Below are 22,815 nucleotides of genomic sequence, written 5' to 3'. Positions count from 1 at the left end.
ACTTAGGCGTCCACGCGGGTGCCCCACAGGTCGTATTCCTCGGCGTGCTCCACCGTCACCTGGACGATGTCGCCCACCGCGACGCTGGTGTCGCCGTTCAGGAAGACGCTGCCGTCGATTTCCGGCGCATCCGCCGCGGAGCGGCCGATGGCGCCTTCCTCGTCCACCTCGTCGATGATGACGTCGATGATGACGTCGATGGTGCGGCCCACCTTGGCCTGCATGCGCTCCTCGCTGATGGCCTGCTGGTGCGCCATCAGGCGATTCCAGCGCTCTTCCTTCACCTCTTCCGGCACGGCGCCCTCGATGGCGTTGGCGGGGGCGCCCTCCACCGCCTCATACTTGAAGCAGCCCAGCCGGTCGATCTTGGCCTCCGACAGCCAGTCCAACAGGAACTGGAAGTCCTGCTCCGTTTCCCCGGGGAAACCGACGATGAAGGTGGAGCGAATGGTCAGGTCGGGACAGACGTCGCGCCAGCCGCGAATCCGGTCCAGCACCTTCTCCTGGTTGGCCGGCCGCTTCATGGCCTTCAGCACACTGGGGCTGGCGTGCTGAAAGGGGATGTCCAGATAGGGTAACACCAGGCCTTCCGCCATCAGGGGGATGACCTCGTCCACATGCGGGTAGGGGTAGACGTAGTGCAGGCGCACCCAGGCGCCCAGCCCGCCCAATTCACGGGCCAGGTCGGTCATGTGGGCGCGGACCTTGCGGCCCCTGAACTCGCTCTCGGCATGGCGCAGGTCCAGGCCGTAGGCGCTGGTGTCCTGCGAGATGACCATCAGTTCGCGCACGCCGGCGTTCACCAGGCGCTCCGCCTCGCGCAGCACGTTGCCGGCCGGCCGGCTGGCCAGGTCGCCGCGCAGCGAGGGGATGATGCAGAAGCTGCAGCGGTGGTTGCAGCCTTCGGAAATCTTCAGATAGGCGTAGTGGCGGGGCGTCAGGCGCAGGCCCTCGGGCGGCACCAGGTCGGTGTAGGGGTTGTGCACCGGGGGCAGGTGGTCGTGCACCGCCGACACCACCTGCTCATACTGGTGGGGGCCGGTGACGGCCAGCACGTTGGGGTACATCTCGCGGATGCGGCCCTCTTCCACGCCCATGCAGCCGGTGACGATGACACGGCCGTTCTCGCGCATGGCCTCGCCGATGGCGTCCAGGCTTTCCTGCTTGGCGCTGTCCAGGAAGCCGCAGGTGTTGACCAGCACCACGTCGGCGTCGTCGTAGCTGGGTGACACCTCATATCCTTCCGAGCGCAGCTTGGTCAGGATGCGCTCGCTGTCGACCAGGGCCTTGGGGCAGCCCAGGCTGACGATGCCGACCTTGGGGGCGCCAGCGGGGGACGTGGTGGAGGTGATGAGGGTGGGCTTGCTCATGGGCGGCGCTCGGGAATCCAAAAGGGCGCCAACAAGGCCAACCCCATGCCGCCTGCGGTCGGCGGAGGTCCCCTCGAAAGCGCGCTTACACTATACTATAAGGTGAGCGTCCGACCTTGGTGGTGCCGCCGCCCGTCTGGTCCGGGTATATAGCGGCACCGGGGCCGTTTGCCCATCCCCGCGCTGTCCGGAGCGCGTGCCAGGCGCGCAGGGGAGGGGCCCGCAATTGTGGGGCCGCCCCCTGTCCTGGACGCACGGCTTACCCTGGATTTTTGAGTCCAGAGCGCTTGACGGGCGGGGCCGACCTCCATATAGTCCGCCCACATTTTTCGAGGGGCAGGCTGTAGGCCGCCCTTGCGGGCTAGACGCTGTCTCTCAAAAAGACCCCCTCGAAAATCTGTATAGCCGCACCCAAGTCCTTGTTCGGACGGCGTTTGCAAGGCCCGCGCGGAGCCAGTCAGTGCTTCGTGACGGGACTTTCGTCGTTCTGGGCATGCGTTTGGGTGCCTTGTTGTTGGAACTGTGAACCGAGAGCGGTAGATGCCGACGATCAACCAGTTGATCCGCAAGTCCCGTGAGGGCGTGCCGGAGCGGGACAAGGTCCCGGCGTTGCAGGAATGCCCCCAGAAGCGCGGTGTCTGCACGCGCGTCTACACGACCACCCCGAAGAAGCCGAACTCGGCGCTGCGTAAGGTCGCCCGCGTGCGGCTGACCAACGGCCACGAGGTCATCAGCTACATCCCCGGCGAGGGTCACAACCTGCAGGAACACTCCGTGGTGATGATCCGCGGCGGCCGTGTGAAGGACCTTCCCGGCGTGCGCTATCACATCATCCGCGGTTCGTTGGATACCCAGGGCGTGAAGGACCGTCGCCAGCGTCGGTCCAAGTACGGCGCCAAGCGTCCGAAGTAAGGAGTTATCTCATGTCCCGTCGTCGTCGCGCCGAGAAGCGTGAAGTCCTGCCGGACGCCAAGTATGGCGATATCGTGCTGACGAAGTTCATGAACTGCCTGATGTACGACGGTAAGAAGTCCGTCGCCGAGCAGATCGTGTACGGCGCTTTGGAGCGTATCGAGGGCAAGGTGAAGGCTGATCCCATTCAGCTGTTCCACGATGCCCTGAACAACGTCCGTCCTTACCTGGAAGTGCGTTCCCGCCGCGTCGGCGGTGCGACCTACCAGGTGCCGGTTGAGGTCCGTCAGGACCGCGCCCAGGCCCTGGCCATCCGTTGGCTGATCGCCGCCGCCCGCGGCCGGTCGGAGAACACCATGACCGAGCGCCTGTCGGGTGAGCTGCTGGACGCGGCCAACCAGCGCGGCGTTGCCGTGAAGAAGCGTGAAGACACCCACCGTATGGCGGAGGCCAACAAGGCCTTCTCGCACTACCGGTGGTAAGGTTGGGACCAGCTTAGGCCTTAAGGAATCATGGCGCGCTCCCATCCTCTCGATCGTTACCGGAACATCGGCATCTGTGCCCACATTGATGCCGGCAAGACGACGACGACCGAGCGGATCCTGTACTACACCGGCAAATCCTATCGCATGGGCGAGGTCCACGAGGGCACCGCCGCGATGGACTGGATGGAGCAGGAGCAGGAGCGCGGCATCACCATCACTTCGGCGGCCACGACCTGCTTTTGGCGTGACCACCGGGTGAACATCATCGACACCCCCGGGCATGTCGACTTCACCATTGAGGTCGAGCGGTCCTTGCGGGTGCTGGATGGTGCGGTGGCGCTGTTCGACGCTGTGGCCGGGGTCGAGCCCCAGTCGGAAACCGTGTGGCGGCAGGCGGACAAGTACCGCGTGCCGCGCATGTGTTTCGTGAACAAGATGGACCGGGTCGGCGCCGACTTCTTCGGCACCGTCCAGATGATACGGGAGCGGCTGGGCGCCAATGCGGCGGTCCTGCAGCTTCCCATCAAGACGGAAGCCGGTTTCTCCGGCGTCGTCGACCTGGTGAAGAACAAGGCCATCGTCTGGAAGGAAGAGACGCTGGGTGCCGAGTTCTTCGAGACGGAAATTCCGGCCGCCCTGGCCGAGCAGGCGAGCGAATACCGCGCGCGCCTGGTCGAGCAGGCGGTGGAGATGGATGAGGCCGCCACGGAGCGCTACCTCGAGGGTGAGGAACCCGACGACGCGGCGCTCAAGGCGCTGATCCGGAAGGGGACGATCGCGCTGCGGCTGGTGCCGGTGCTGTGCGGTTCAGCCTTCAAGAACAAGGGCGTTCAGCCGATGCTGGACGCCGTTGTCGACTTTCTGCCCTCGCCGCTCGACATCGCGGATGTCGCCGGCGTGACGCTGGACGGGGAACCGGTCAGCCGGCGGACGGACGACGCGGCGCCCTTCGCCGGCTTGGCGTTCAAGGTGATGAACGATCCTTTCGTCGGCGCGCTCACCTTCGTCCGGATTTATTCGGGGCGAATGGCGGTCGGCGATCGCGTGCTGAACGCGAGCAAGGGTGAGAAGGAGAGCGTCGGCAAGATGTTGCTGATGCACGCCAACACCCGGGAAGAGATCGAGGCGGCCTGCGCGGGCGACATCGTCGCCCTGGCGGGTCTGCGGAACACGACGACGGGTGAGACCCTGTGCGATCCGGAAGCGCCCCTGGTGCTGGAACGCATGGAGTTCCCGGAGCCGGTGATCGAGGTGGTGGTCGAGCCTAAGACCCAGGCGGACCACGACCGGATGGCGACGGCGTTGCAGCGCCTGGCGTCGGAGGATCCGTCCTTCCGCGTCGGTCGTGACTCCGAGACGGGACAGACCGTCATCGGCGGCATGGGCGAGCTGCACCTGGAGATCATCGTCGATCGCATGCGCCGGGAATACCGGGTGGAAGCCGACGTCGGCGCGCCGCAGGTGGCGTACCGGGAGACCATCGCCCAGAAGGCGGAGGCGGCCCACACGCTGAAGCGGCAGGTCGGCGCCATGGGGCAGTACGCCCAGGTGACGCTGTCCTTCGAGCCGTCCGAGCCCGGCAGCGGGTTCCGGTTCGAGAACAAGGCGGGCAGCCATCTGCCCAAGGAATTCGCCCACGGGGTCCAGAGCGGCGTCAATGCCGCCAAGGACAGTGGGGTGATCGCCGGGTTCCCGGTGATCGATCTGAAGGTAGAGCTGGTCGACGGTGGCTTCCACGACGTCGACAGCTCCGTCGAGGTGTTCGAGCAGGCCGCTCGCGCCGCGTTCAAGGAAGGGATGGCGAAAGCCAAGCCCGTTCTCCTGGAGCCGGTGATGGCGGTCGAGGTGGTCACCCCCGACGACTACATGGGTGATGTCATCGGCGACCTGAACAGCCGCCGGGGACAGGTGACAGGAATGGATCAGCGGGGCAATGCGCGCGTCATCATTGCCAGGGTCCCGCTGGCCAACATGTTTGGGTATGTGAACAACCTGCGCTCGATGAGCCAGGGCCGGGCGCAGTACTCGATGCAATTTGACCACTATGAGCCGGTGCCGGCTGCCATCGCGGATGTCGTTCGCGCCAAGATGGCCTGATCTGGCAGAAGTCAAGAGAAGGAAGAGTAACCATGGCGAAGGCGAAATTCGAGCGCACCAAGCCGCACTGCAACATCGGCACGATCGGTCACGTTGACCATGGCAAGACGTCGCTGACGGCTGCGATCACGAAGGTGCTGGCTGAGACCGGTGGCGCGACGTTCACCGCGTACGACCAGATTGACAAGGCGCCGGAAGAGAAGGCGCGCGGCATCACGATCTCGACCGCGCACGTCGAGTACGAGACGTCGAACCGTCACTACGCCCACGTCGACTGCCCCGGCCACGCCGACTATGTGAAGAACATGATCACGGGCGCGGCGCAGATGGACGGCGCGATCCTGGTGGTGTCCGCCGCCGACGGCCCGATGCCGCAGACCCGTGAGCACATCCTGCTGGCGCGCCAGGTCGGCGTGCCGGCGCTGGTGGTGTTCATGAACAAGGTCGACATGGTCGACGACCCCGAGCTGCTGGAGCTGGTGGAGCTGGAAGTGCGCGAGCTGCTGAGCAGCTACGACTTCCCTGGCGACGACATTCCGATCGTGAAGGGCTCGGCCCTGTGCGCCCTGGAAGACCGCAGCCCCGAGATCGGCAAGGAAGCCATCCTGGAGCTGATGAAGCAGGTTGACGCCTACATTCCGCAGCCGGAGCGTCCGGTTGACAAGCCCTTCCTGATGCCGATCGAAGACGTGTTCTCGATCTCGGGCCGCGGCACCGTGGTGACCGGCCGTGTCGAGCGCGGCATCGTGAAGGTGGGCGAGGAAATCGAGATCGTCGGCCTGAAGGCGACGGTCAAGACGACCGTGACCGGCGTTGAGATGTTCCGCAAGCTGCTGGACCAGGGCCAGGCTGGCGACAACATCGGCGCGCTGCTGCGCGGCACGAAGCGTGAGGACGTCGAGCGCGGCCAGGTCCTGGCCAAGCCCGGCTCGATCACGCCGCACACCAAGTTCGTGGCCGAGGCCTACATCCTGACGAAGGAAGAAGGCGGCCGTCACACCCCGTTCTTCACCAACTACCGTCCCCAGTTCTACTTCCGCACCACGGACGTGACGGGCATGGTCTCGCTGCCGGAAGGCACCGAGATGGTGATGCCGGGCGACAACGTGCAGGTCACCGTGGAGCTGATCGCCCCGATCGCCATGGACGAAGGCCTGCGCTTCGCCATCCGCGAAGGCGGCCGCACCGTCGGCGCCGGCGTGGTCGCGAAGATCATCGCCTGATAAGTACCAACTGATTTGATTGACGGTGTGCGGTGCCGATGCTATTCGGCACCGCTTCCAACCAAGGTTTAGGACGATGGAAAGCCAGAATATCCGGATCCGCCTGAAGGCGTTCGATCATCGCGTGCTCGACCAGTCGACCAGCGAGATCGTGAATACGGCCAAGCGGACCGGTGCCCGGGTGCGCGGTTCGATCCCCCTTCCGACCCAGGTCGAGAAGTTCACGGTGAACCGCAGCCCGCACATCGACAAGAAGTCGCGTGAGCAGTTCGAGATCCGTACCCACAAGCGCCTGCTGGACATCGTCGATCCGACCCCGCAGACCGTGGACGCGCTGATGAAGCTCGACCTGGCCGCCGGCGTCGACGTCGAGATTAAGCTGTAAGTTTGAGTTGTGGGACCTCTCCCCCTGAGGATGTCCCCTGTTAGGAGAAGAGACTAAAATGCGATCCGGTTTGATCGCGCAGAAGCTCGGCATGACCCGCATCTTCACGGATGAGGGTGAGCACGTGCCGGTGACTGTGCTGAAAGTCGACAATTGCCAGGTCGTCTCCCACAAGACCGAAGACCGGGACGGGTACACCGCCCTGGAAATCGGCGTGGGCAAGGCCAAGGTGAAGAACGTCACGAAGGCTGAGCGCGGCCACTTCGCCAAGGCGAAGGTGGAGCCGAAGAAGAAGACCGTGGAGTTCCGGGTGACCCCGGACGCCCTGGTCGAGGTCGGTGCGGAGATCACCGTCGACCACTTCGTCGCTGGCCAGTTCGTGGACGTCACCGGGACGACCATCGGTAAGGGCTTCGCCGGTGGCATGAAGCGCTGGAACTTCGGCGGCCTTCGCGCCACGCACGGTGTGTCCGTGTCGCACCGTTCGCACGGTTCGACCGGTCAGCGCCAGGATCCCGGCCGCACCTTCAAGAACAAGAAGATGGCGGGTCACCTGGGCGTTGAGCAGGTCACCACCCAGAACCTGAAGGTCGTCTCGGTCGATGTCGAGCGCGGCCTGATCCTCGTCCGCGGCGCCGTCCCCGGCTCCGAAGGCGGTTATATCCTGGTCAAGGACGCCGTGAAGAAGAAGCTGCCGGAGGGCGTTCCCTTCCCGGCCGCCTTCCGTGCGCCGACGCAGGACGCTCCTGCCGCGCAGGAGGGCTGAGCATCATGAAGACGACCGTTAAGAACCTGAAGAACGAGCAAGTCGGCGAGATCGAGCTGGACGACGCCGTGTTCGGCCTGCCGGCTCGCGCCGATCTGCTGGCCCGCATGGTGAACTGGCAGCTGGCCAAGCGCCGTCAGGGCACGCACAAGACCAAGGGGATCTCCGAGATCTCCGGCACGACCAAGAAGCCGTGGAAGCAGAAGGGCACCGGCCGTGCCCGTCAGGGCTCCCTGCGCTCGCCGCAGTTCCGCGGCGGCGCGGTGATCTTCGGTCCGGTGGTGCGCAGCCATGAGCACGACCTGACGAAGAAGGTCCGCAAGCTGGCCCTGAAGACCGCCCTGTCGGTCAAGGCCGCCGAGGGCAAGCTGGTCATCCTGGACGACGCCCGCGCCGAGACCCACAAGACGAAGGCGCTGGTCGAGCAGTTCGGCGCCCTGGGCCTGAGCTCGGTTCTGATCATCGACGGCGCCAACCTGGATGAGAATTTCGTCCGGGCCGCCGGCAACATTCCCCACGTGGATGTGCTGCCGGAGCAGGGCGCCAACGTGTACGACATCCTGCGGCGCGACACCCTGGTGTTGACCCGCAACGCGGTCGAGCAGTTGGAGGCTCGCCTGAAATGAGCAAGAACGCGAAGCCGTTTGTGAGCGCCGAGCGCATGTACGACCTGATCGTCGCGCCCGTCATCACCGAAAAGTCCACCCTGGGCTCCGAGCATAACCAGGTCACCTTCCGGGTGCCCCTGGATGCCACGAAGCCCGAGATCAAGCAGGCCGTCGAAGGCCTGTTCAAGGTCAAGGTGACGGCCGTGAACACCATCGTCTCGAAGGGCAAGACCAAGCGCTTCCGGGGCATCGTGGCTCGCCGGTCCGACTTCAAGAAGGCCATCGTGACCCTCGCCGAAGGGCACACGATCGACGTCACCACCGGCGTGTGAGGGCATTAACGATGGCACTTAAGACTTACCGTCCCATTACCCCGAGCCTGCGTCAGCTGGTGCTGGTCGACCGCTCGGAGCTGTACAAGGGCAAGCCGGTCAAGCGTCTGACGGAGGGCCTGAGCGGCACCGGCGGTCGTAACAACACCGGTCGCATCACCGCGCGTCGCATGGGCGGCGGCCACAAGCGCCGTTACCGTCTGGTCGACTTCAAGCGCAACAAGTTCGACGTCCCCGCGACGGTCGAGCGTCTGGAGTACGATCCGAACCGGACGGCCTTCATCGCTCTGATCCGCTATCAGGACGGCGACCTGGCCTACATCCTGGCTCCGCAGCGCCTGAAGGCCGGCGACGTCGTCGTCGCTGGTGAGAAGGTCGACGTGAAGCCCGGCAACGCCATGCCGCTGAAGAACATCCCGGTCGGCACCATCGTCCACAATGTGGAGCTGCGTGCGGGCAAGGGCGGGCAGATCGCCCGTTCCGCCGGTACGTTCCTGCAGCTGGTGGGCCGCGACCAGGGTTACGCCCAGCTGAAGCTGCCCTCGGGCGAGCTGCGCATGGTCCGGGGCGAGTGCATGGCCACCATCGGCGCCGTGTCCAACCCCGACCAGTCCAACACCGTGATCGGCAAGGCCGGTCGCAACCGTTGGCTGGGCCGTCGTCCGTCCGTCCGTGGCGTCGCCATGAACCCGATCGACCACCCGCACGGTGGTGGTGAAGGCCGTACCTCCGGTGGCCGTCATCCGGTCACGCCGTGGGGCAAGCCGACCAAGGGCAAGAAGACGCGTAGCAACAAGAAGACGGACGGCCTGATTATCCGTCGTCGTCGCTCTAAGTAAGGAGTAGGACCCGTGACCCGTTCCGTCTGGAAGGGGCCGTTCATTGACGGCTACCTTTTGAAGAAGGCAGAGAAGGCGCGCGCGTCCGGCCGCAACGAGATCATCAAGATCTGGTCGCGCCGTTCCACGATCCTGCCCCAGTTCGTCGGTCTGACCTTTGGCGTTTACAACGGCCATAAGTTCCTGCCGGTGCTCGTGACCGAGAACATGATCGGACACAAGTTCGGTGAGTTCTCCCCGACGCGGACTTTCTACGGCCACGCGGCCGACAAGAAGGCGAAGAGGAAGTAAAATGAGCAAGCCTCAATCTGAACGGCCTTTCGCCGACAACGAGGCTGCGGCGCACGGCCGGATGATCAAGTCCAGTGCCCGCAAGCTGAACCTCGTCGCCCAGATGATCCGCGGCAAGGAAGCCGGCACCGCGCTGGCCATGCTGACCTTCTCCAAGCGCCGCATCGCCGGCGAAGTGAAGAAAGTCCTGCAGTCGGCCATCGCCAACGCCGAGAACAACCACCAGCTGGACGTTGACCGTCTGGTGGTCGCTTACGCCACCGTGGGCCGCGCCCTGGTGATGAAGCGCTTCCATGCCCGGGCCCGCGGTCGCGGCGCCCGTGTCGAGAAGTCTTACAGCAACTTGACCGTGGTGGTGCGCGAGCGCGCCGAGGAAGCCACGGGGGAGACCGCGTAACATGGGTCAGAAAGTCAACCCCATCGGGCTCCGCGTCGGTATCAACCGGACCTGGGACAGCCGCTGGTTCGCCAGCCGCGACTACGCCACGCTGCTGCACCAGGACCTGCGCCTGCGCAAGCACCTGCAGGGCAAGCTGGCCGCGGCCGGCGCCTCGCGCATCATCATCGAGCGGCCGGCCAAGAAGGCCCGCGTCACCATCCACACGGCCCGTCCGGGTGTGGTGATCGGCAAGAAGGGCGCCGACATCGAGAAGCTGCGCACCGATCTGGGCCGCATGACCGGCTCCGAGGTCAGCCTGAACATCGTTGAGATCCGCAAGCCGGAACTCGACGCCCGGCTGATCGCCGAGAACATCGCCAGCCAGCTGGAGCGCCGCGTCGCCTTCCGTCGCGCCATGAAGCGCGCCGTGCAGTCGGCCATGCGCCTCGGCGCCCAGGGCATCCGCATCAACTGCGGCGGCCGTCTGGGTGGTGCTGAGATCGCTCGTATGGAGTGGTACCGCGAAGGTCGCGTGCCGCTGCACACGCTGCGCGCCGAGATCGATTACGGCACGGCCACGGCTAAGACCACCTACGGCACCTGCGGTGTCAAGGTGTGGGTGTTTAAGGGCGAAATTCTGGCGCACGATCCGTTCGCCCAGGACAAGCGCGCCGATCAGCAGCCCGTCGCGGCGCGCTGAGGGTGAACGGATACTAGAGGGCAATTGCCATGCTGAGTCCGAAACGTACTAAGTACCGCAAGCAGCACAAGGGGCGCATCCACGGCGCCACCAAGGGCGGCAGCCAGCTGAACTTCGGCGCCTTTGGCCTGAAGGCGGTCGAACCGGCGCGCATCACCGCGCGCCAGATCGAGGCGGCCCGCCGCGCGATCACCCGTCACATGAAGCGTCAGGGCCGGGTCTGGATCCGGATTTTCCCGGACGTGCCGGTGTCGAGCAAGCCCGCCGAAGTCCGCATGGGCTCCGGTAAGGGGTCGCCCGAGTTCTGGGCGGCCCGCGTGGCCCCCGGCCGCATCATGTTCGAGCTGGATGGTGTGCCGGCGGACCTCGCCAAGCGCGCCTTCGAGCTGGCCGCTGCCAAGCTGCCGATTAAGACCCGATTCATCACCCGCCTGGGTGAGGGAGCTGAGGCATGACCAAAGCCGTCGACCTGCGCACCAAAAGCGTGGATGAGTTGCAGGACCAGCTCTTGCAGCTGAAGAAAGAGCAGTTCAATTTGCGCTTCCAGCGCGCCTCCGGGCAGCTGGAGAATACCGCGCGTGTCGGCCAGGTTCGGCGCGACATCGCTCGGATCAAGACCATCCTGGGCCAGCGGGAAACCGCTGCGCCCGTGTCCTGACAGGGGGAAGCGTTATGCCCCGGCGTGTTTTGCAGGGCACGGTTGTGAGCGACAAGGGCGACAAGACCGTCATCGTGCTGGTCGAGCGTCGTGTTATGCACCCCGTGTACAAGAAGTTTATTAAGCAGTCGAAGAAGTATGCTGCTCATGACGAGCAGAATGCTTATAAGGCTGGCGACACGGTGACGATCGAAGAGTGCCGTCCGATTTCCAAGCGGAAGCGGTGGGCCGTCGTCGTGGAAAGCGCCGCCCCGTCGGGCGCCGCCGTCTAACTGTTTTGCTTAAGGAAGCCAAACCATGATCCAGATGCAAACCAACCTGGAGGTCGCTGACAACAGCGGCGCGCGCCGGGTGCAGTGCATCAAGGTGCTGGGCGGCTCCATGCGGAAGGTCGCGGCCGTTGGCGACGTCATCGTCGTCTCGGTCAAGGAGGCCATTCCGCGGGGCCGCGTGAAGAAGGGTGACGTGCACCGCGCCGTCATCGTTCGCACCGCCAAGGAAATCCGTCGCACCGACGGTTCCGCCATCCGCTTCGACCGCAACGCGGCCGTGCTCATCAACAAGCAGGGTGAGCCGATCGGGACCCGTATCTTCGGGCCGGTCACGCGTGAGCTGCGCGCCAAGAAGTTCATGAAGATCATCTCCCTGGCGCCGGAGGTCCTGTAAATGTCGAAGATTAAGAAGGCCGACAAGGTCGTCATCATCGCCGGCAAGGACAAGGGCAAGCAGGGCGAGGTGATCGCCGTTCTGCCGAAGGAGAACCGCGTCAAGGTGCGCGGCGTGAACCTGGTCAAGAAGCACCAGCGTCCGACTCCGACCCAGCAGGGTGGCATCGTTGAGCTCGAGGCGTTCATCGACGTCTCCAACGTCGCCCATGTCGACCCCAAGACCAACAAGCCGACCCGCGTCGGCTACCGGATCCTGGAAGACGGCCGCAAGGTCCGTTTTGCCAAGGTTTCCGGTGAAGTCATCGACCTGTGAGGCGCGTTATGGCTGCCAGGCTTAAAGAACATTACGATTCCGTCGTTCGCGCCTCGCTGAAGAGCGAGTTCAACTACGCCAACGACCTGGAAGTGCCGCGGATCGAGAAGATCATCATTAACATGGGCGTCGGCGAAGCCACGTCCGATGGTAAGAAGATCAACGCCGCCGTCACCGATCTGACCGCCCTGTCCGGTCAGAAGCCGGTGGTGACCCGCGCCCGCAAGTCCATCGCGCAGTTCAAGCTGCGCGAGGGCATGGCCATTGGTTGCAAGGTGACCCTGCGCCGTGACCGCATGTACGAGTTCCTGGACCGTCTGATCACGATCGCCCTGCCGCGCGTCCGCGACTTCCGCGGCGTGTCGGGCACGAGCTTCGACGGTCGTGGCAACTACGCCATGGGTCTCAAGGAGCAGATCATTTTCCCGGAAATCGACTACGACCGCGTGGACGAGATCCGGGGGATGGACATCATCATCGTCACCACGGCGAAGACCGACAAGGAGGCCAAGGCCCTCCTGAAGGGCTTCCAGATGCCGTTCGCGAACTGAGCGGCAGGAGCTTCCCATGGCCAAGACCAGTTCTGTTCAGAAGAACAAGCGCCGCGAGCGCCTCGCGAAGCAGTACGCCGGCAAGCGTAATGCTCTGAAGGCCATCGCGTCCGATCGCACCCTGCCGCCCGAGGAGCGGTTCGCCGCCCGCCTCAAGCTCGCCGAGCTGCCGCGCAACTCCAGCCCGACCCGTATTCGGAATCGCTGCGAGCTGAGCGGTCGTCCGCGTGCTTTTTACCGCAAGTTTAAGCTGTCTCGTATTGCCCTGCGCGACCTGGCCTCGACCGGCCAGATCCCGGGCATGACGAAGTCCAGCTGGTAATCGGAGGTTCGGGAAATGGCGTTGAGCGATCCCTTGGGCGATATGCTGACCCGCATCCGTAATGGACAGCGGGCCCGCATGCAGTCTGTCACCAGCCCGGCCTCGAAGCTGCGCACCAACGTTCTGGAGGTGCTGAAGCGCGAGGGTTACATCCGTGGCTACTCCCTGGACACGGTTCGTCCGGGCGTCCATAGCGTGCGTATCGAGCTGAAGTATCACGAAGGCGAGCCTGTCATTAAGCAGGTGCAGCGCGTGTCGAAGCCCGGCCGCCGCATTTACTCCAAGATCGCCGATCTGCCGCGGGTCTTTAATGGCCTCGGCATCTCGATCCTGTCGACGCCCCGTGGCGTCATGTCGGACAGCGAGGCCCGTGCCGCCAATGTTGGCGGCGAGGTCCTCTGCAAAGTGTTCTAAGGAGCTGGCCACATGTCTCGTATCGGCAAGCATCCGGTGCCCGTTCCGGCCGGCGTGACCGTTCAGGTCACCGGCCAGGACGTCACCGTGAAAGGCAAGCTGGGCCAGCTCAGTCTGACCCTGGTTGACGACATCTCCGCCACGCTGGAAAACGGCGCTGTGGTGGTGAAGCCCGCGAACGACAGCCGCAAGGCTCGCGTGAACTGGGCCACCTCCCGCACGCTGCTGGCCAACATGGTCAAGGGTGTCGACACCGGCTTCACCAAGAACCTCGAGATCACGGGCGTGGGTTACAAGGCCGCCGTCCAGGGTCAGGAACTGCTCCTGAACCTGGGCTTCAGCCATGACGTGCGCTTCCCGATCCCGGCCGGCATCACGATGAAGTGCGACAAGCCCACTTCCATCTCGATCACCGGCTTCGACAAGCAGAAGATTGGCCAGGTTGCGGCTGAGATCCGCGCGTACCGTCCGCCCGAGCCCTACAAGGGCAAGGGCATCCGGTACGCGGATGAGGTGATCATCCGCAAAGAAGGCAAGAAGAAGTAAGGCGCACGATCATGAGCAATGCAAAAGTTCTGAGCGCGCGCCGCAAGCAGCGGGTGCGCACGCGGGTCCGGAAGCTGGGGCAGGGGCGTCCGCGCCTGTCCGTGTTCCGGTCCAGCCAGCACATCTACGCCCAGGTCATCGACGACGTGGCGGGCCAGACCAAGGCCGCGGCCTCGTCCATCGACAAGACCCTGCGTGCGGAGCTAAAGACTGGCGCCGACATCGAAGCGGCCAAGGCCGTCGGCAAGCTGATCGCCGAGCGGGCCAAGGAAGCCGGCATCACGGAAGTGGTGTTCGATCGCGGTTCGTACCTGTTCCATGGCCGGGTCAAGGCCCTGGCCGACGCCGCGCGCGAAGCCGGCCTGCAGTTCTAAGGGGTAGCGATTATGGCACGTAACGAGAGGGACGGCGGCAACAGCGGCGGTCGCGAGCGTGGCGGGGACCGGGATCGTACGCCCCGGGACCGTGAGGAAAGCGAGCTGGTAGAAAAGCTCGTTGGTATTAACCGCGTCGCCAAGGTGGTGAAGGGTGGCCGTCGCTTCGGCTTCGCCGCCCTGGTCGTGGTGGGTGACGCCAAGGGTCGCGTCGGTGTTGGTTCGGGTAAGGCCCGCGAAGTGCCGGAAGCCATCCGCAAGGCCACCGATCAGGCCAAGCGTTCCATGATCCGCGTGCCGCTCCGCGAGGGCCGGACGCTGCATCATGACGTGCACGGCCACTTCGGCGCCGGCAAGGTGGTGCTGCGCACCGCCGACGCCGGTACCGGCATCATCGCCGGTGGTCCGATGCGCGCGATCTTCGAGGCTCTCGGCGTCCAGGACGTCGTGACCAAGTCGGTCGGCACGTCGAACCCGCACAACATGATCAAGGCGACCTTCGACGCCCTGTCCCAGTGCGTCAGCCCCCGCGCCGTCGCCGCCCGCCGTGGCCGTCGCGTCAGCGATATCCTGGGCCGCCGCGAGGCTGGTGCCGAGGCGAAGGAGAGCGCGTGATGAGCGAGAAGAACACCGTCATCGTGACCCAGATCGGCAGCCCGATCGGCCGCCAGAAGGACCAGCGGGCGACGCTGGTGGGTCTTGGTCTCAACAAGCTGCACCGTACCAGCGAGCTGGAGGATACCCCTTCCGTCCGCGGTATGATCGCCAAGGTGCAGCACCTCGTGCGCGTCGAGAAGGCCTCCTGAGGCCTTCCCGATACGGCTTGAAGGGATAAAGTCATGAAGCTTACGGATATTCGCGACAACCCGGGCGCCCGCAAGGCGCCCACCCGGGTTGGTCGGGGCATCGGCTCCGGCAAGGGCAAGACCGGCGGCCGTGGCGTGAAGGGTCAGACCTCGCGTTCCGGCGTGTCGATCAACGGCTTCGAAGGCGGTCAGATGCCCCTGCATCGCCGCCTGCCGAAGCGCGGTTTCAACAACCTGTTCGGCACCGACTATTCGGTGGTGAACGTCGGCACCGTGCAGAAGGCCATCGAGGAAGGTCGCCTGAACGCCGCTGACGTGATCACCGCCGAAGTGCTGGTCGCCGCCGGCTTGGTGCGTCCGTCCCGCGACGGCGTGCGCCTGCTGGCCAAGGGCAGCATCAGCACGAAGGTGGCGTTCGACGTCGCCGGCGCCTCCGCCGCGGCCGTCGCCGCCGTGGAAGCCGCTGGTGGCTCGGTCAAGGTGCCCGCGGTCGAAGCGGTCGCCGAGTAATTAAGGAAGCGCGGCCGGCGTTCGTGTTAAAAGCGGGCGCCGGCCGTCTTTCTTTCTGCCGCAGGTCTCCCCATCTGGGGTGGGACCCGTTAGGGGGACCGGCGACGGTCCCTTTTCTTTTGTCCTTTTGATACCGTCTGTGCCGCGCCCCATAGAGGCGCCTCGATAGGAACGGATTCCATGGCTTCAGCCGCCGAGCAGCTCGCCGCTAATCTTAATTTCGGCTCCTTCGCCAAGGCCACGGAACTGAAGAAGCGGCTCTGGTTCACCCTGGGAGCGCTCATCGTTTTCCGCCTGGGCACCTACATTCCCCTGCCGGGCATCAACGTCCAGGCCTTCGCCGACGTTTTCAACCAGGCCAAGGGCGGCATCCTGGGCATGTTCAACATGTTCGCGGGTGGCGCCATCGAGCGCATGAGCATTTTCGCGCTCAACATCATGCCCTACATCTCCGCCAGCATCATCGTGCAGCTGCTGACGGCCGTGATCCCCAGCCTCGAAGCCATGAAGAAGGAAGGCGAGGCGGGCCGCAAGAAGATCAACCAGTACACCCGCTACGGCACGGTGATCCTGGCCATCTTCCAGTCTTACGGCCTGGCCGTGGCGCTGCAGGGCGCCAAGGGCGGCACCGTGATCGACCCCGGCCCCTTCTTCATCATCAGCACCGTGGTCACCATGGTGGGTGGCACCATGTTCCTGATGTGGCTGGGTGAGCAGATCACCGCCCGCGGCGTGGGCAACGGCACCTCGCTGATCATCTTCACCGGCATCGTGGCGGCACTGCCCAAGGCGCTGATGCAGCTGTTGGAACTGGGTCGCACCGGCGCCATCGGCTTCGGCATCCTGGCCCTGCTGCTGGCCATCGCCGTGGGCGTGATCTTCTTCATCGTCTTCATGGAACGCGCCCAGCGCCGACTGATCGTGCAGTACCCGAAGCGCCAGGTCGGCAACAAGGTCTACGGTGGCGAAGCCTCGCACCTCCCCTTGAAGCTGAACACCTCGGGCGTCATTCCGCCGATCTTCGCCAGCTCGCTGCTGCTGCTGCCGGCCACCGTCACCGGTTTCTCCGGTGGCACCGGTCCGGAGATCCTGCAGACCGTCGCCCGCTACGTGACCCATGGCCAGCCGCTGTACATCGTGCTGTACATGGCGCTGATCGTGTTCTTCAGCTTCTTCTATACCGCGGTCGTGTTCAACCCGACCGAGACGGCGGAAAATCTGAAGAAGTATGGCGGTTTCATCCCCGGTATCCGTCCGGGTAAGAACACGGCTGACTATCTGGACTTTGTTCTCACCCGTTTGACGGTGTTGGGTGCCGGCTACCTGGTGGTGGTTTGTCTATTGCCCGAACTGTTGATGGCCAAGAACGCTATTCCTTTTTATTTTGGCGGCACCAGCTTGCTAATTGTGGTAACGGTGACTATGGACACCGTCGCCCAGATCCATTCGCATCTGCTGGCGCATCAATATGAAGGCCTCATCAAGAAGGCAAAGCTGAGGGGGAGGCGTGGATGAACCTGATTCTTCTGGGGCCGCCGGGCGCCGGCAAGGGAACGCAGGCGCAGCGGCTTGAACGGAAGTTCGGGTTGGTGCAGTTGTCGACGGGCGACATGTTGCGGGCGCTGGTCGCCGGCGGCAGCCCGCTGGGGTTGCAGGCCAAGGAGATCATGGGGGCGGGCAAGCTGATGCCGGACGCGCTCATGGTCCAGATGATCGCCGACCGCATCACCCAGCCCGATTGCGCCAAGGGCTTCATCCTTGACGGTTTCCCGCGCACGGTCCCGCAGGCCGAAGCCCTGGACCGCATGCTGGCGGACAAGCACCTGAGGCTTGACCACATCATCGAGATGGTGGTGGACGACGCGGCCCTGGTGGAGCGTGTGACCGGGCGCTACACCTGCGCCAAATGCGGTGCCGGCTACCACGACAAGTTCCACCAGCCCAAGGTGGCGGGCGTGTGCGACATCTGCGGCTCGACCGAGTTCAAGCGCCGGGCCGACGACAACGCCGAGACCTTCACCAAGCGTCTGGCCGAATACCACGCGCTGACCGCGCCCATCCTGCCCTATTACCAGGGCAAGGGCGTGCTGAAACAGGTGGACGGCATGGCGGAGATCGACGAGGTCACTCGCCAGCTGGAAACCATCATCGGCGCCTGAGCCCTTAGGCTGGCGCCGATGCCAGGATAGGGAAGGGCCGCTTCTCCGACGGGGAGGTGGCCCTTTCCGTTTACCGCCAGTCCCAGGCCGCATGGCTGGGCGGTGAAGCCCCGCGTGGGCGCGGTTGACATCCGGTCGCGCCTGCGTATACTCCCGCATCCGATCCGTCTTGGGCCCTGGTCCGGATGGGTTCGGATGAAACCGGCTCTCGGCCCTGGCACCCTCTTGGGGTGGCGGGACGGGGTTGGTTCGTATGTGCATTTGGAGATCCTGGGTTTCCAGGTTTTCTTCGGATGAGATGCCCCGAAGGTCGTCGGATGTCCCCGCCACGGGAACCGGTGACCAGGCGGGGTGTGGACGAAGATCGCATCGCCCGGGCGTGAGCGCCGGGGCGGGCATGAACGATGGAGAAAGCGCGTGGCGCGTATCGCTGGCGTTAATATTCCCACCGCGAAGCGGGTGGAAATCGCCCTTCAGTACATTCACGGCATCGGTCCCTTCATGGCGAAGGAGATCTGCGGCAAGGTCGGCATTCCCCTGGAGCGCCGCGTGCATCAGCTGACCGACGACGAAGTCCTGCGTATCCGCGAAGTCATCGACAGCGACTACTCGGTCGAAGGCGACCTGCGTCGCTCTGTCGCCATGAACATCAAGCGGCTCATGGACATGGCCTGCTACCGCGGCCTGCGTCACCGCAAGGGTCTGCCGGTCCGCGGTCAGCGCACGCACACCAACGCGCGCACCCGCAAGGGCCCGGCCAAGCCGATCGCCGGTAAGAAGAAGTAAGCTGAAGGACTGATAAGAAATGGCAAAGCCCAACGCTTCTGCCGCCCGGCTTCGTCGCCGCGAGCGCAAGAACATCACCTCGGGCGTGGCGCATGTGAACGCCTCGTTCAACAACACCATGATCACCATCACCGACGCCCAGGGCAACACCATCGCCTGGTCCTCGTCGGGCATGATGGGCTTCAAGGGTTCGCGCAAATCCACCCCCTACGCCGCCCAGATGGCTGCCGAGGACGCGGGCCGTAAGGCCCAGGAACACGGCATGCGTACCCTGGAAGTGGAAGTGAAGGGGCCGGGTTCGGGCCGTGAGTCCGCCCTGCGCGCCCTGCAGTCGGTCGGTTTCCAGATCACGTCCATCCGCGACGTGACGCCAATTCCGCACAACGGCGTTCGCCCGCCGAAGAAGCGCCGCGTCTGATCGTTCTGCCGATTACGGAGGCGGCCCTCGCGGCCGCTTCCGGTCCAAACGCTTCCGCGTTTCCCCGCCGCCCCGGGACCGGCGTTCGCATGCCATCGCGATCGCCCATGCATGGGGGAGGTGGTCAGGTTCAGGACAGGGCGCCAGTCGCAGGACCGGCGCCCTGATCCGCACCCGACAGCGGTGAAACCGGGTGTCGTGTCCTCCCGATGGCATTAGAGGCAACTACCCGTGATTCAGAAGAACTGGCAGACCCTGGAAAAGCCCAGCAAGCTCGACGTGAACGTCGGTGCCGATCCGCGCCGTGAGGCCACGATCGTCGCCGGCCCGCTGGAGCGTGGCTTTGGCCTGACCCTGGGCAACGCCCTGCGCCGCGTCCTGCTGTCGTCCCTTCAGGGGGCGGCGGTCACCGCCATCCACATTGATGGCGTCCTGCACGAATTCTCCTCCATCCCCGGCGTCCGCGAGGACGTGACCGACATCGTTCTGAACATCAAGAACATGGGTCTGAAGATGGAGGGCGAGGGCCCGAAGCGGCTGCGCCTGCGCGCCGAAGGCCCCAAGGAAGTCACCGCCGGCATGATCGAGGTGACGGGCGACATCGAGGTGATGGACCCCGACCTGGTGATCTGCACCCTGGACGCCGGCGCCCGCCTGAACATGGAACTGACGGTCGAGAAGGGCAAGGGCTACGTCCCCGCCAGCCAGAACCGTCCGGAAGACGCCCCCATCGGCCTGATCCCGATCGACGCCCTGTACAGCCCCATCCGCAAGGTGGCGTACAAGGTGGAGAACACCCGCCTGGGCCAGCGCACCGACTATGACAAGCTGTCGCTGTCGATCGAGACCAACGGCGCGGTGACGCCCGAGGATGCCGTGGCCATCGCCGCCCGCATCCTGCAGGACCAGCTGCAGCTGTTCATCAACTTCGAGGAGCCGCAGGCCGTCACCGCGTCGGAGAAGTCCGACGAGGTGCCGTTCAACAAGAACCTGCTGCGCAAGGTGGACGAGCTGGAACTGTCGGTCCGTTCGGCCAACTGCCTGAAGAACGACAACATCGTCTACATCGGCGACCTGGTGCAGAAGACGGAGGCGGAAATGCTCCGCACCCCGAACTTCGGCCGCAAGTCGCTGAACGAGATCAAGGAAGTGCTGTCCCAGATGGGCCTGCACCTCGGCATGGAAATCCCGAACTGGCCGCCCGAGAACATCGAGGACCTGGCCAAGCGTCTGGAAGAGCCGTACTGAGCTTGATGTGAGGTTCTCCGCATCCGGTTACGGCCGGGTGCGGAGTACAGGGCATAGGGCCCACCCCCGCCGTACCGGCCAGCGCCCCTTACGGGCACAGGCGGGCGTTTCGGGGATCGTCATAGGTGTCGGCATCCGACACCCGGACATGAAAGGAGAAGCACCATGCGTCACGGCGTTTCCGGGCGTAAGTTCAGCAAGACCTCTACCCACCGTCTGGCCATGTTCTCCAACATGGCCAATGCCCTGATTAAGCACGAGCAGATCAAGACGACCCTGCCGAAGGCCAAGGACCTGCGGCCGATCGTCGAGAAGCTGATCACGCTGGGCAAGAAGGGCGGCCTCGCCAACCGTCGCCTGGCGTTCGCGGAACTGCGCGACAACGCCATGGTCGACAAGCTGTTCACCACCATCGCCGAGCGCTACAAGGACCGTCAGGGTGGCTACACCCGCGTCCTGAAGGCCGGCTTCCGCTACGGTGACATGGCCGCCATGGCCGTCATCGAGCTGGTGGACCGCGACGTCTCCGCCAAGGGCCAGGACAGCGGTTCGGTCCAGGTGACGGAGACCGAGGAAGAAGCGGCCTGAGTTTAGGCTGTTCCACTTCCGGAATGGTAAGGGAAGGGGCGGATCCGCGAGGGTCCGCCCTTTTTCATTACCCCACCGGCGGGCTGGTTGGGGGCCTGTCGTGTAAGGCAGGGCTGGGCGGGGATGATGGCGTTTTCCACTCTCGACGGGCGGGCAGCAAATCGCGCATCCTGCGGCCCGTCCATCGCCGGCGCGACAGGCGCGCCACCCGCGCGGACAGGAGGATGAACCGGTGCGTATTTGGGGGATCAAGGCGGCTGTGGCCGGCCTGCTGTTGGCGGGGCTGACCGGCTGCATGGCGCTGCCGTCACAGCGCGAGGGCAAGCTGGACACCCACGCGGCCTGCGTGGCCCGCTGCAACCGCGACAGCCAGGTGTGCGGCGACACCAAGGCCGGGCAGAGCGATCATACGCCCGAGCTGAACAACGGCATGTGCCAGCGCGACCTGAAATCCTGTCTGAACCGTTGCGGCGACCCGGGCTGAACCCTATTTCACCCCAGTCCCCTCGTTTCGATCAGCCGTGAGAGTTTTTCCCCGTGACGCTTGAAACGCCGTTCCGCCGCATGGTCTCCCGTTGCGCCCTGGTGGCTGTCGCCGCCGGCCTGGCCTTGACGCCGCCGGCCCTGGCCCAGCAGGCGCCGCAGAGCCGGGAGCAGATCACGCTCAGCTACGCCCCGCTGGTGAAGCGGGCGGCGCCGGCCGTGGTCAACATCTACAGCCGCCGTGTCATCAAGCAGCGCGTGTCCCCCTTCATGGAGGATCCATTTTTCCGCCAGTTCTTCGGTGACGCCTTCCGCGGCGTCCCGCGGGAGCGGGTGGAGTCCTCGCTGGGCTCCGGCGTCATCATCCGGCCCGACGGCCTGATCGTCACCAACGACCATGTCATCAAGGACGCCGACCAGATCACCGTGGTGCTGGCCGACCGGCGAGAGTTTCCCGCTAAGGTCATGAGCGCGGACGAGAAGGTGGATTTGGCCGTCCTGCGCATCGACACCAAGGGCGAGAAGCTGCCCACCCTGGAGTTGGGCGACAGCGACAGCATCCAGGTCGGCGACCTGGTGCTGGCCATCGGCAATCCCTTCGGCGTGGGCCAGACGGTCACCAGCGGCATCGTCTCGGCACTGGCCCGCACGGGCGTGGGGGTGTCGGACTTCAACTTCTTCATCCAGACCGATGCCGCCATCAACCCGGGCAATTCCGGCGGCGCGCTGATCACCATGGACGGCAAGCTGGCCGGCATCAATTCGGCGATCTATTCGCGCAGCGGCGGCTCGGTCGGCATCGGCTTCGCCATCCCGGCGGACATGGTGCGCTCCGTCGTCACGGCGGTGGAGGGTGGGGGCAAGCTGGTCCGGCCGTGGATGGGCGCCAGCGGCCAGCCGGTGACGCAGGAACTGGCCACCAACCTGGGCCTGCCCCGGCCCCAGGGGGTGCTGATCAACCAATTGAACCCGAAGGGTCCGCTGGAGCAGGCGGGCGTGAAGGTGGGCGACGTCGTGACGGCGGTGAATGGCCATCTGGTCGATGATCCCGAAAGCCTGCGTTACCGCATCGCGCTGCTGCCCGTGGGTGGGAACGCGACCCTGACCGTGATCCGCAAGGGTGCGGAAACGAAGCTGCCGGTGAAACTGATCGGCCCGCCGGAAGACCCGCCCCGGGATGAGACGGCGCTGGACGGCCGCCAGCCCTTCGCCGGCACCACCGTCGCCAACATCAACCCGGCGCTCGCGGAAGAGGTCGGCTACGCCGGCAATTCCGACGGCGTCATCGTGCTGAAGGTGCAGCCGGGCACCACCGCGCAAGCCCTCGGCTTCCAGCCGGGTGACGTGGTGGTGAAGGTGAACGGCCAGCCCATCACCCGCGTGGCCGATCTGAAGCGCATGGTGAACCAGCCCCAGCGCCGCTGGGACTTGGCCGTGCGGCGCGGCGACCAGGTGCTGACGCTGAGCGTCGGGGGCTGAGGGCTTTGGCGGCTGACGCGGTTTCCCGCCGCGTCATTCATGGAAACGTCGGCATACAGGTCCCGCCCCGGTCAAAAGGACGATGCCAAGCCGCCCCCCGCTCTG

The 22,815-nt window shown here is 65.0% G+C and carries 34 protein-coding genes; 33 read left to right on the top strand and 1 reads right to left on the bottom strand.

Going from position 1 to position 22,815, the window contains the following annotated elements:
- Nucleotides 1-2 precede the first annotated feature (2 nt).
- Nucleotides 3-1,370: a 30S ribosomal protein S12 methylthiotransferase RimO gene (rimO, locus tag UAA55_RS25505; RefSeq protein WP_322956297.1), complete on the bottom strand. Its 1,368-nt coding sequence runs from the start codon at nt 1,368-1,370 to the stop codon at nt 3-5.
- A gap of 540 nt (nt 1,371-1,910) precedes the next feature.
- Here rimO and rpsL point away from each other — a divergent pair.
- The 33 genes from rpsL (at nt 1,911) to UAA55_RS25340 (ending at nt 22,710) form a co-directional block, all read left to right on the top strand.
- A complete protein-coding gene (gene rpsL / locus UAA55_RS25500) occupies nt 1,911-2,282 on the top strand; it encodes a 30S ribosomal protein S12 (RefSeq protein WP_004274236.1) in 372 nt (123 codons plus the stop codon).
- Between the two features lie 11 nt (nt 2,283-2,293).
- Nucleotides 2,294-2,764, top strand: a complete 471-nt coding sequence (gene rpsG / locus UAA55_RS25495; protein ID WP_004274237.1) for a 30S ribosomal protein S7 — start codon at nt 2,294-2,296, stop codon at nt 2,762-2,764.
- Nucleotides 2,765-2,794: 30 nt separating this feature from the next.
- A complete protein-coding gene (gene fusA / locus UAA55_RS25490) occupies nt 2,795-4,864 on the top strand; it encodes an elongation factor G (RefSeq protein WP_322956295.1) in 2,070 nt (689 codons plus the stop codon).
- Nucleotides 4,865-4,896: 32 nt separating this feature from the next.
- Nucleotides 4,897-6,087, top strand: coding sequence for an elongation factor Tu (gene tuf, locus UAA55_RS25485; protein WP_277907214.1), 1,191 nt, complete (start codon nt 4,897-4,899; stop codon nt 6,085-6,087).
- A 76-nt stretch (nt 6,088-6,163) separates the two neighbouring features.
- The gene (gene rpsJ, locus UAA55_RS25480) at nt 6,164-6,472 is read left to right on the top strand and encodes a 30S ribosomal protein S10 (protein ID WP_322956293.1); all 309 of its coding nucleotides are present in this window, start codon (nt 6,164-6,166) and stop codon (nt 6,470-6,472) included.
- Between the two features lie 58 nt (nt 6,473-6,530).
- Nucleotides 6,531-7,238, top strand: coding sequence for a 50S ribosomal protein L3 (gene rplC / locus UAA55_RS25475; protein ID WP_040848410.1), 708 nt, complete (start codon nt 6,531-6,533; stop codon nt 7,236-7,238).
- Between the two features lie 5 nt (nt 7,239-7,243).
- Nucleotides 7,244-7,864, top strand: a complete 621-nt coding sequence (rplD, locus tag UAA55_RS25470) for a 50S ribosomal protein L4 (protein ID WP_145609111.1) — start codon at nt 7,244-7,246, stop codon at nt 7,862-7,864.
- Entirely contained in the window at nt 7,861-8,178 is a 318-nt protein-coding gene (locus tag UAA55_RS25465; RefSeq protein WP_088871757.1) for a 50S ribosomal protein L23, read from the top strand. The genes rplD and UAA55_RS25465 overlap by 4 nt, the downstream gene beginning before the upstream one ends.
- Before the next feature lie 11 nt (nt 8,179-8,189).
- Nucleotides 8,190-9,017, top strand: coding sequence for a 50S ribosomal protein L2 (rplB, locus tag UAA55_RS25460; RefSeq protein WP_040848407.1), 828 nt, complete (start codon nt 8,190-8,192; stop codon nt 9,015-9,017).
- 12 nt (nt 9,018-9,029) lie between these two features.
- Nucleotides 9,030-9,308: a 30S ribosomal protein S19 gene (gene rpsS / locus UAA55_RS25455; protein ID WP_004273665.1), complete on the top strand. Its 279-nt coding sequence runs from the start codon at nt 9,030-9,032 to the stop codon at nt 9,306-9,308.
- A 1-nt stretch (nt 9,309) separates the two neighbouring features.
- Nucleotides 9,310-9,705 carry a 50S ribosomal protein L22 gene (gene rplV / locus UAA55_RS25450; RefSeq protein ID WP_004273664.1) on the top strand — a complete coding sequence of 132 codons (396 nt, stop codon included), beginning with the start codon at nt 9,310-9,312 and terminating at the stop codon, nt 9,703-9,705.
- Between the two features lies 1 nt (nt 9,706).
- The gene (gene rpsC, locus UAA55_RS25445; protein WP_040848406.1) at nt 9,707-10,387 is read left to right on the top strand and encodes a 30S ribosomal protein S3; all 681 of its coding nucleotides are present in this window, start codon (nt 9,707-9,709) and stop codon (nt 10,385-10,387) included.
- Nucleotides 10,388-10,416: 29 nt separating this feature from the next.
- On the top strand, nt 10,417-10,842 hold the full coding sequence (rplP, locus tag UAA55_RS25440; RefSeq protein ID WP_040848405.1) for a 50S ribosomal protein L16: 426 nt from the start codon (nt 10,417-10,419) through the stop codon (nt 10,840-10,842).
- Nucleotides 10,839-11,045 (top strand): 50S ribosomal protein L29, encoded by a 207-nt coding sequence (gene rpmC, locus UAA55_RS25435; protein WP_040848404.1) that lies wholly within the window; start codon nt 10,839-10,841, stop codon nt 11,043-11,045. The genes rplP and rpmC overlap by 4 nt, the downstream gene beginning before the upstream one ends.
- A gap of 14 nt (nt 11,046-11,059) precedes the next feature.
- On the top strand, nt 11,060-11,317 hold the full coding sequence (rpsQ, locus tag UAA55_RS25430; protein ID WP_004273663.1) for a 30S ribosomal protein S17: 258 nt from the start codon (nt 11,060-11,062) through the stop codon (nt 11,315-11,317).
- A gap of 25 nt (nt 11,318-11,342) precedes the next feature.
- Nucleotides 11,343-11,711, top strand: a complete 369-nt coding sequence (gene rplN, locus UAA55_RS25425; RefSeq protein WP_004273662.1) for a 50S ribosomal protein L14 — start codon at nt 11,343-11,345, stop codon at nt 11,709-11,711.
- Complete coding sequence (gene rplX / locus UAA55_RS25420) at nt 11,712-12,026, top strand: 50S ribosomal protein L24 (RefSeq protein ID WP_040848403.1); 315 nt, start codon at nt 11,712-11,714, stop codon at nt 12,024-12,026.
- An 8-nt stretch (nt 12,027-12,034) separates the two neighbouring features.
- Nucleotides 12,035-12,577: a 50S ribosomal protein L5 gene (rplE, locus tag UAA55_RS25415; RefSeq protein ID WP_040848402.1), complete on the top strand. Its 543-nt coding sequence runs from the start codon at nt 12,035-12,037 to the stop codon at nt 12,575-12,577.
- Nucleotides 12,578-12,593: 16 nt separating this feature from the next.
- Complete coding sequence (gene rpsN / locus UAA55_RS25410; protein WP_004273661.1) at nt 12,594-12,899, top strand: 30S ribosomal protein S14; 306 nt, start codon at nt 12,594-12,596, stop codon at nt 12,897-12,899.
- 15 nt (nt 12,900-12,914) lie between these two features.
- On the top strand, nt 12,915-13,313 hold the full coding sequence (rpsH, locus tag UAA55_RS25405; RefSeq protein ID WP_004273660.1) for a 30S ribosomal protein S8: 399 nt from the start codon (nt 12,915-12,917) through the stop codon (nt 13,311-13,313).
- Nucleotides 13,314-13,325: 12 nt separating this feature from the next.
- A complete protein-coding gene (gene rplF, locus UAA55_RS25400) occupies nt 13,326-13,859 on the top strand; it encodes a 50S ribosomal protein L6 (protein WP_004273659.1) in 534 nt (177 codons plus the stop codon).
- Between the two features lie 11 nt (nt 13,860-13,870).
- Nucleotides 13,871-14,233 carry a 50S ribosomal protein L18 gene (rplR, locus tag UAA55_RS25395; RefSeq protein WP_088871756.1) on the top strand — a complete coding sequence of 121 codons (363 nt, stop codon included), beginning with the start codon at nt 13,871-13,873 and terminating at the stop codon, nt 14,231-14,233.
- A 12-nt stretch (nt 14,234-14,245) separates the two neighbouring features.
- Nucleotides 14,246-14,848 carry a 30S ribosomal protein S5 gene (gene rpsE / locus UAA55_RS25390; RefSeq protein ID WP_040848400.1) on the top strand — a complete coding sequence of 201 codons (603 nt, stop codon included), beginning with the start codon at nt 14,246-14,248 and terminating at the stop codon, nt 14,846-14,848.
- The gene (rpmD, locus tag UAA55_RS25385) at nt 14,848-15,039 is read left to right on the top strand and encodes a 50S ribosomal protein L30 (RefSeq protein ID WP_040848399.1); all 192 of its coding nucleotides are present in this window, start codon (nt 14,848-14,850) and stop codon (nt 15,037-15,039) included. Before rpsE ends, rpmD begins: the two co-directional genes overlap by 1 nt.
- Before the next feature lie 33 nt (nt 15,040-15,072).
- Complete coding sequence (gene rplO, locus UAA55_RS25380) at nt 15,073-15,549, top strand: 50S ribosomal protein L15 (RefSeq protein WP_322956292.1); 477 nt, start codon at nt 15,073-15,075, stop codon at nt 15,547-15,549.
- Between the two features lie 180 nt (nt 15,550-15,729).
- Nucleotides 15,730-17,064 carry a preprotein translocase subunit SecY gene (secY, locus tag UAA55_RS25375; protein WP_322916202.1) on the top strand — a complete coding sequence of 445 codons (1,335 nt, stop codon included), beginning with the start codon at nt 15,730-15,732 and terminating at the stop codon, nt 17,062-17,064.
- Nucleotides 17,061-17,708: an adenylate kinase gene (locus tag UAA55_RS25370; protein ID WP_322956291.1), complete on the top strand. Its 648-nt coding sequence runs from the start codon at nt 17,061-17,063 to the stop codon at nt 17,706-17,708. Before secY ends, UAA55_RS25370 begins: the two co-directional genes overlap by 4 nt.
- A 417-nt stretch (nt 17,709-18,125) precedes the next feature.
- Entirely contained in the window at nt 18,126-18,494 is a 369-nt protein-coding gene (gene rpsM / locus UAA55_RS25365; protein WP_004273657.1) for a 30S ribosomal protein S13, read from the top strand.
- Between the two features lie 19 nt (nt 18,495-18,513).
- Nucleotides 18,514-18,912 carry a 30S ribosomal protein S11 gene (gene rpsK, locus UAA55_RS25360; RefSeq protein ID WP_004273656.1) on the top strand — a complete coding sequence of 133 codons (399 nt, stop codon included), beginning with the start codon at nt 18,514-18,516 and terminating at the stop codon, nt 18,910-18,912.
- Nucleotides 18,913-19,143: 231 nt separating this feature from the next.
- Complete coding sequence (locus tag UAA55_RS25355) at nt 19,144-20,160, top strand: DNA-directed RNA polymerase subunit alpha (RefSeq protein ID WP_040848396.1); 1,017 nt, start codon at nt 19,144-19,146, stop codon at nt 20,158-20,160.
- Between the two features lie 165 nt (nt 20,161-20,325).
- Nucleotides 20,326-20,748, top strand: coding sequence for a 50S ribosomal protein L17 (rplQ, locus tag UAA55_RS25350; protein ID WP_322956288.1), 423 nt, complete (start codon nt 20,326-20,328; stop codon nt 20,746-20,748).
- Nucleotides 20,749-20,980: 232 nt separating this feature from the next.
- A complete protein-coding gene (locus UAA55_RS25345; RefSeq protein ID WP_322956287.1) occupies nt 20,981-21,232 on the top strand; it encodes a hypothetical protein in 252 nt (83 codons plus the stop codon).
- Nucleotides 21,233-21,285: 53 nt separating this feature from the next.
- Entirely contained in the window at nt 21,286-22,710 is a 1,425-nt protein-coding gene (locus UAA55_RS25340; protein WP_322956286.1) for a DegQ family serine endoprotease, read from the top strand.
- The last annotated feature ends 105 nt before the right edge of the window (nt 22,711-22,815 follow it).

This window comes from Nitrospirillum guanabarense, from assembly GCF_034653355.1.
In the GTDB taxonomy this organism is placed as follows: Bacteria; Pseudomonadota; Alphaproteobacteria; order Azospirillales; family Azospirillaceae; genus Nitrospirillum.
This window is presented reverse-complemented; position numbering and strand designations above follow the sequence as displayed.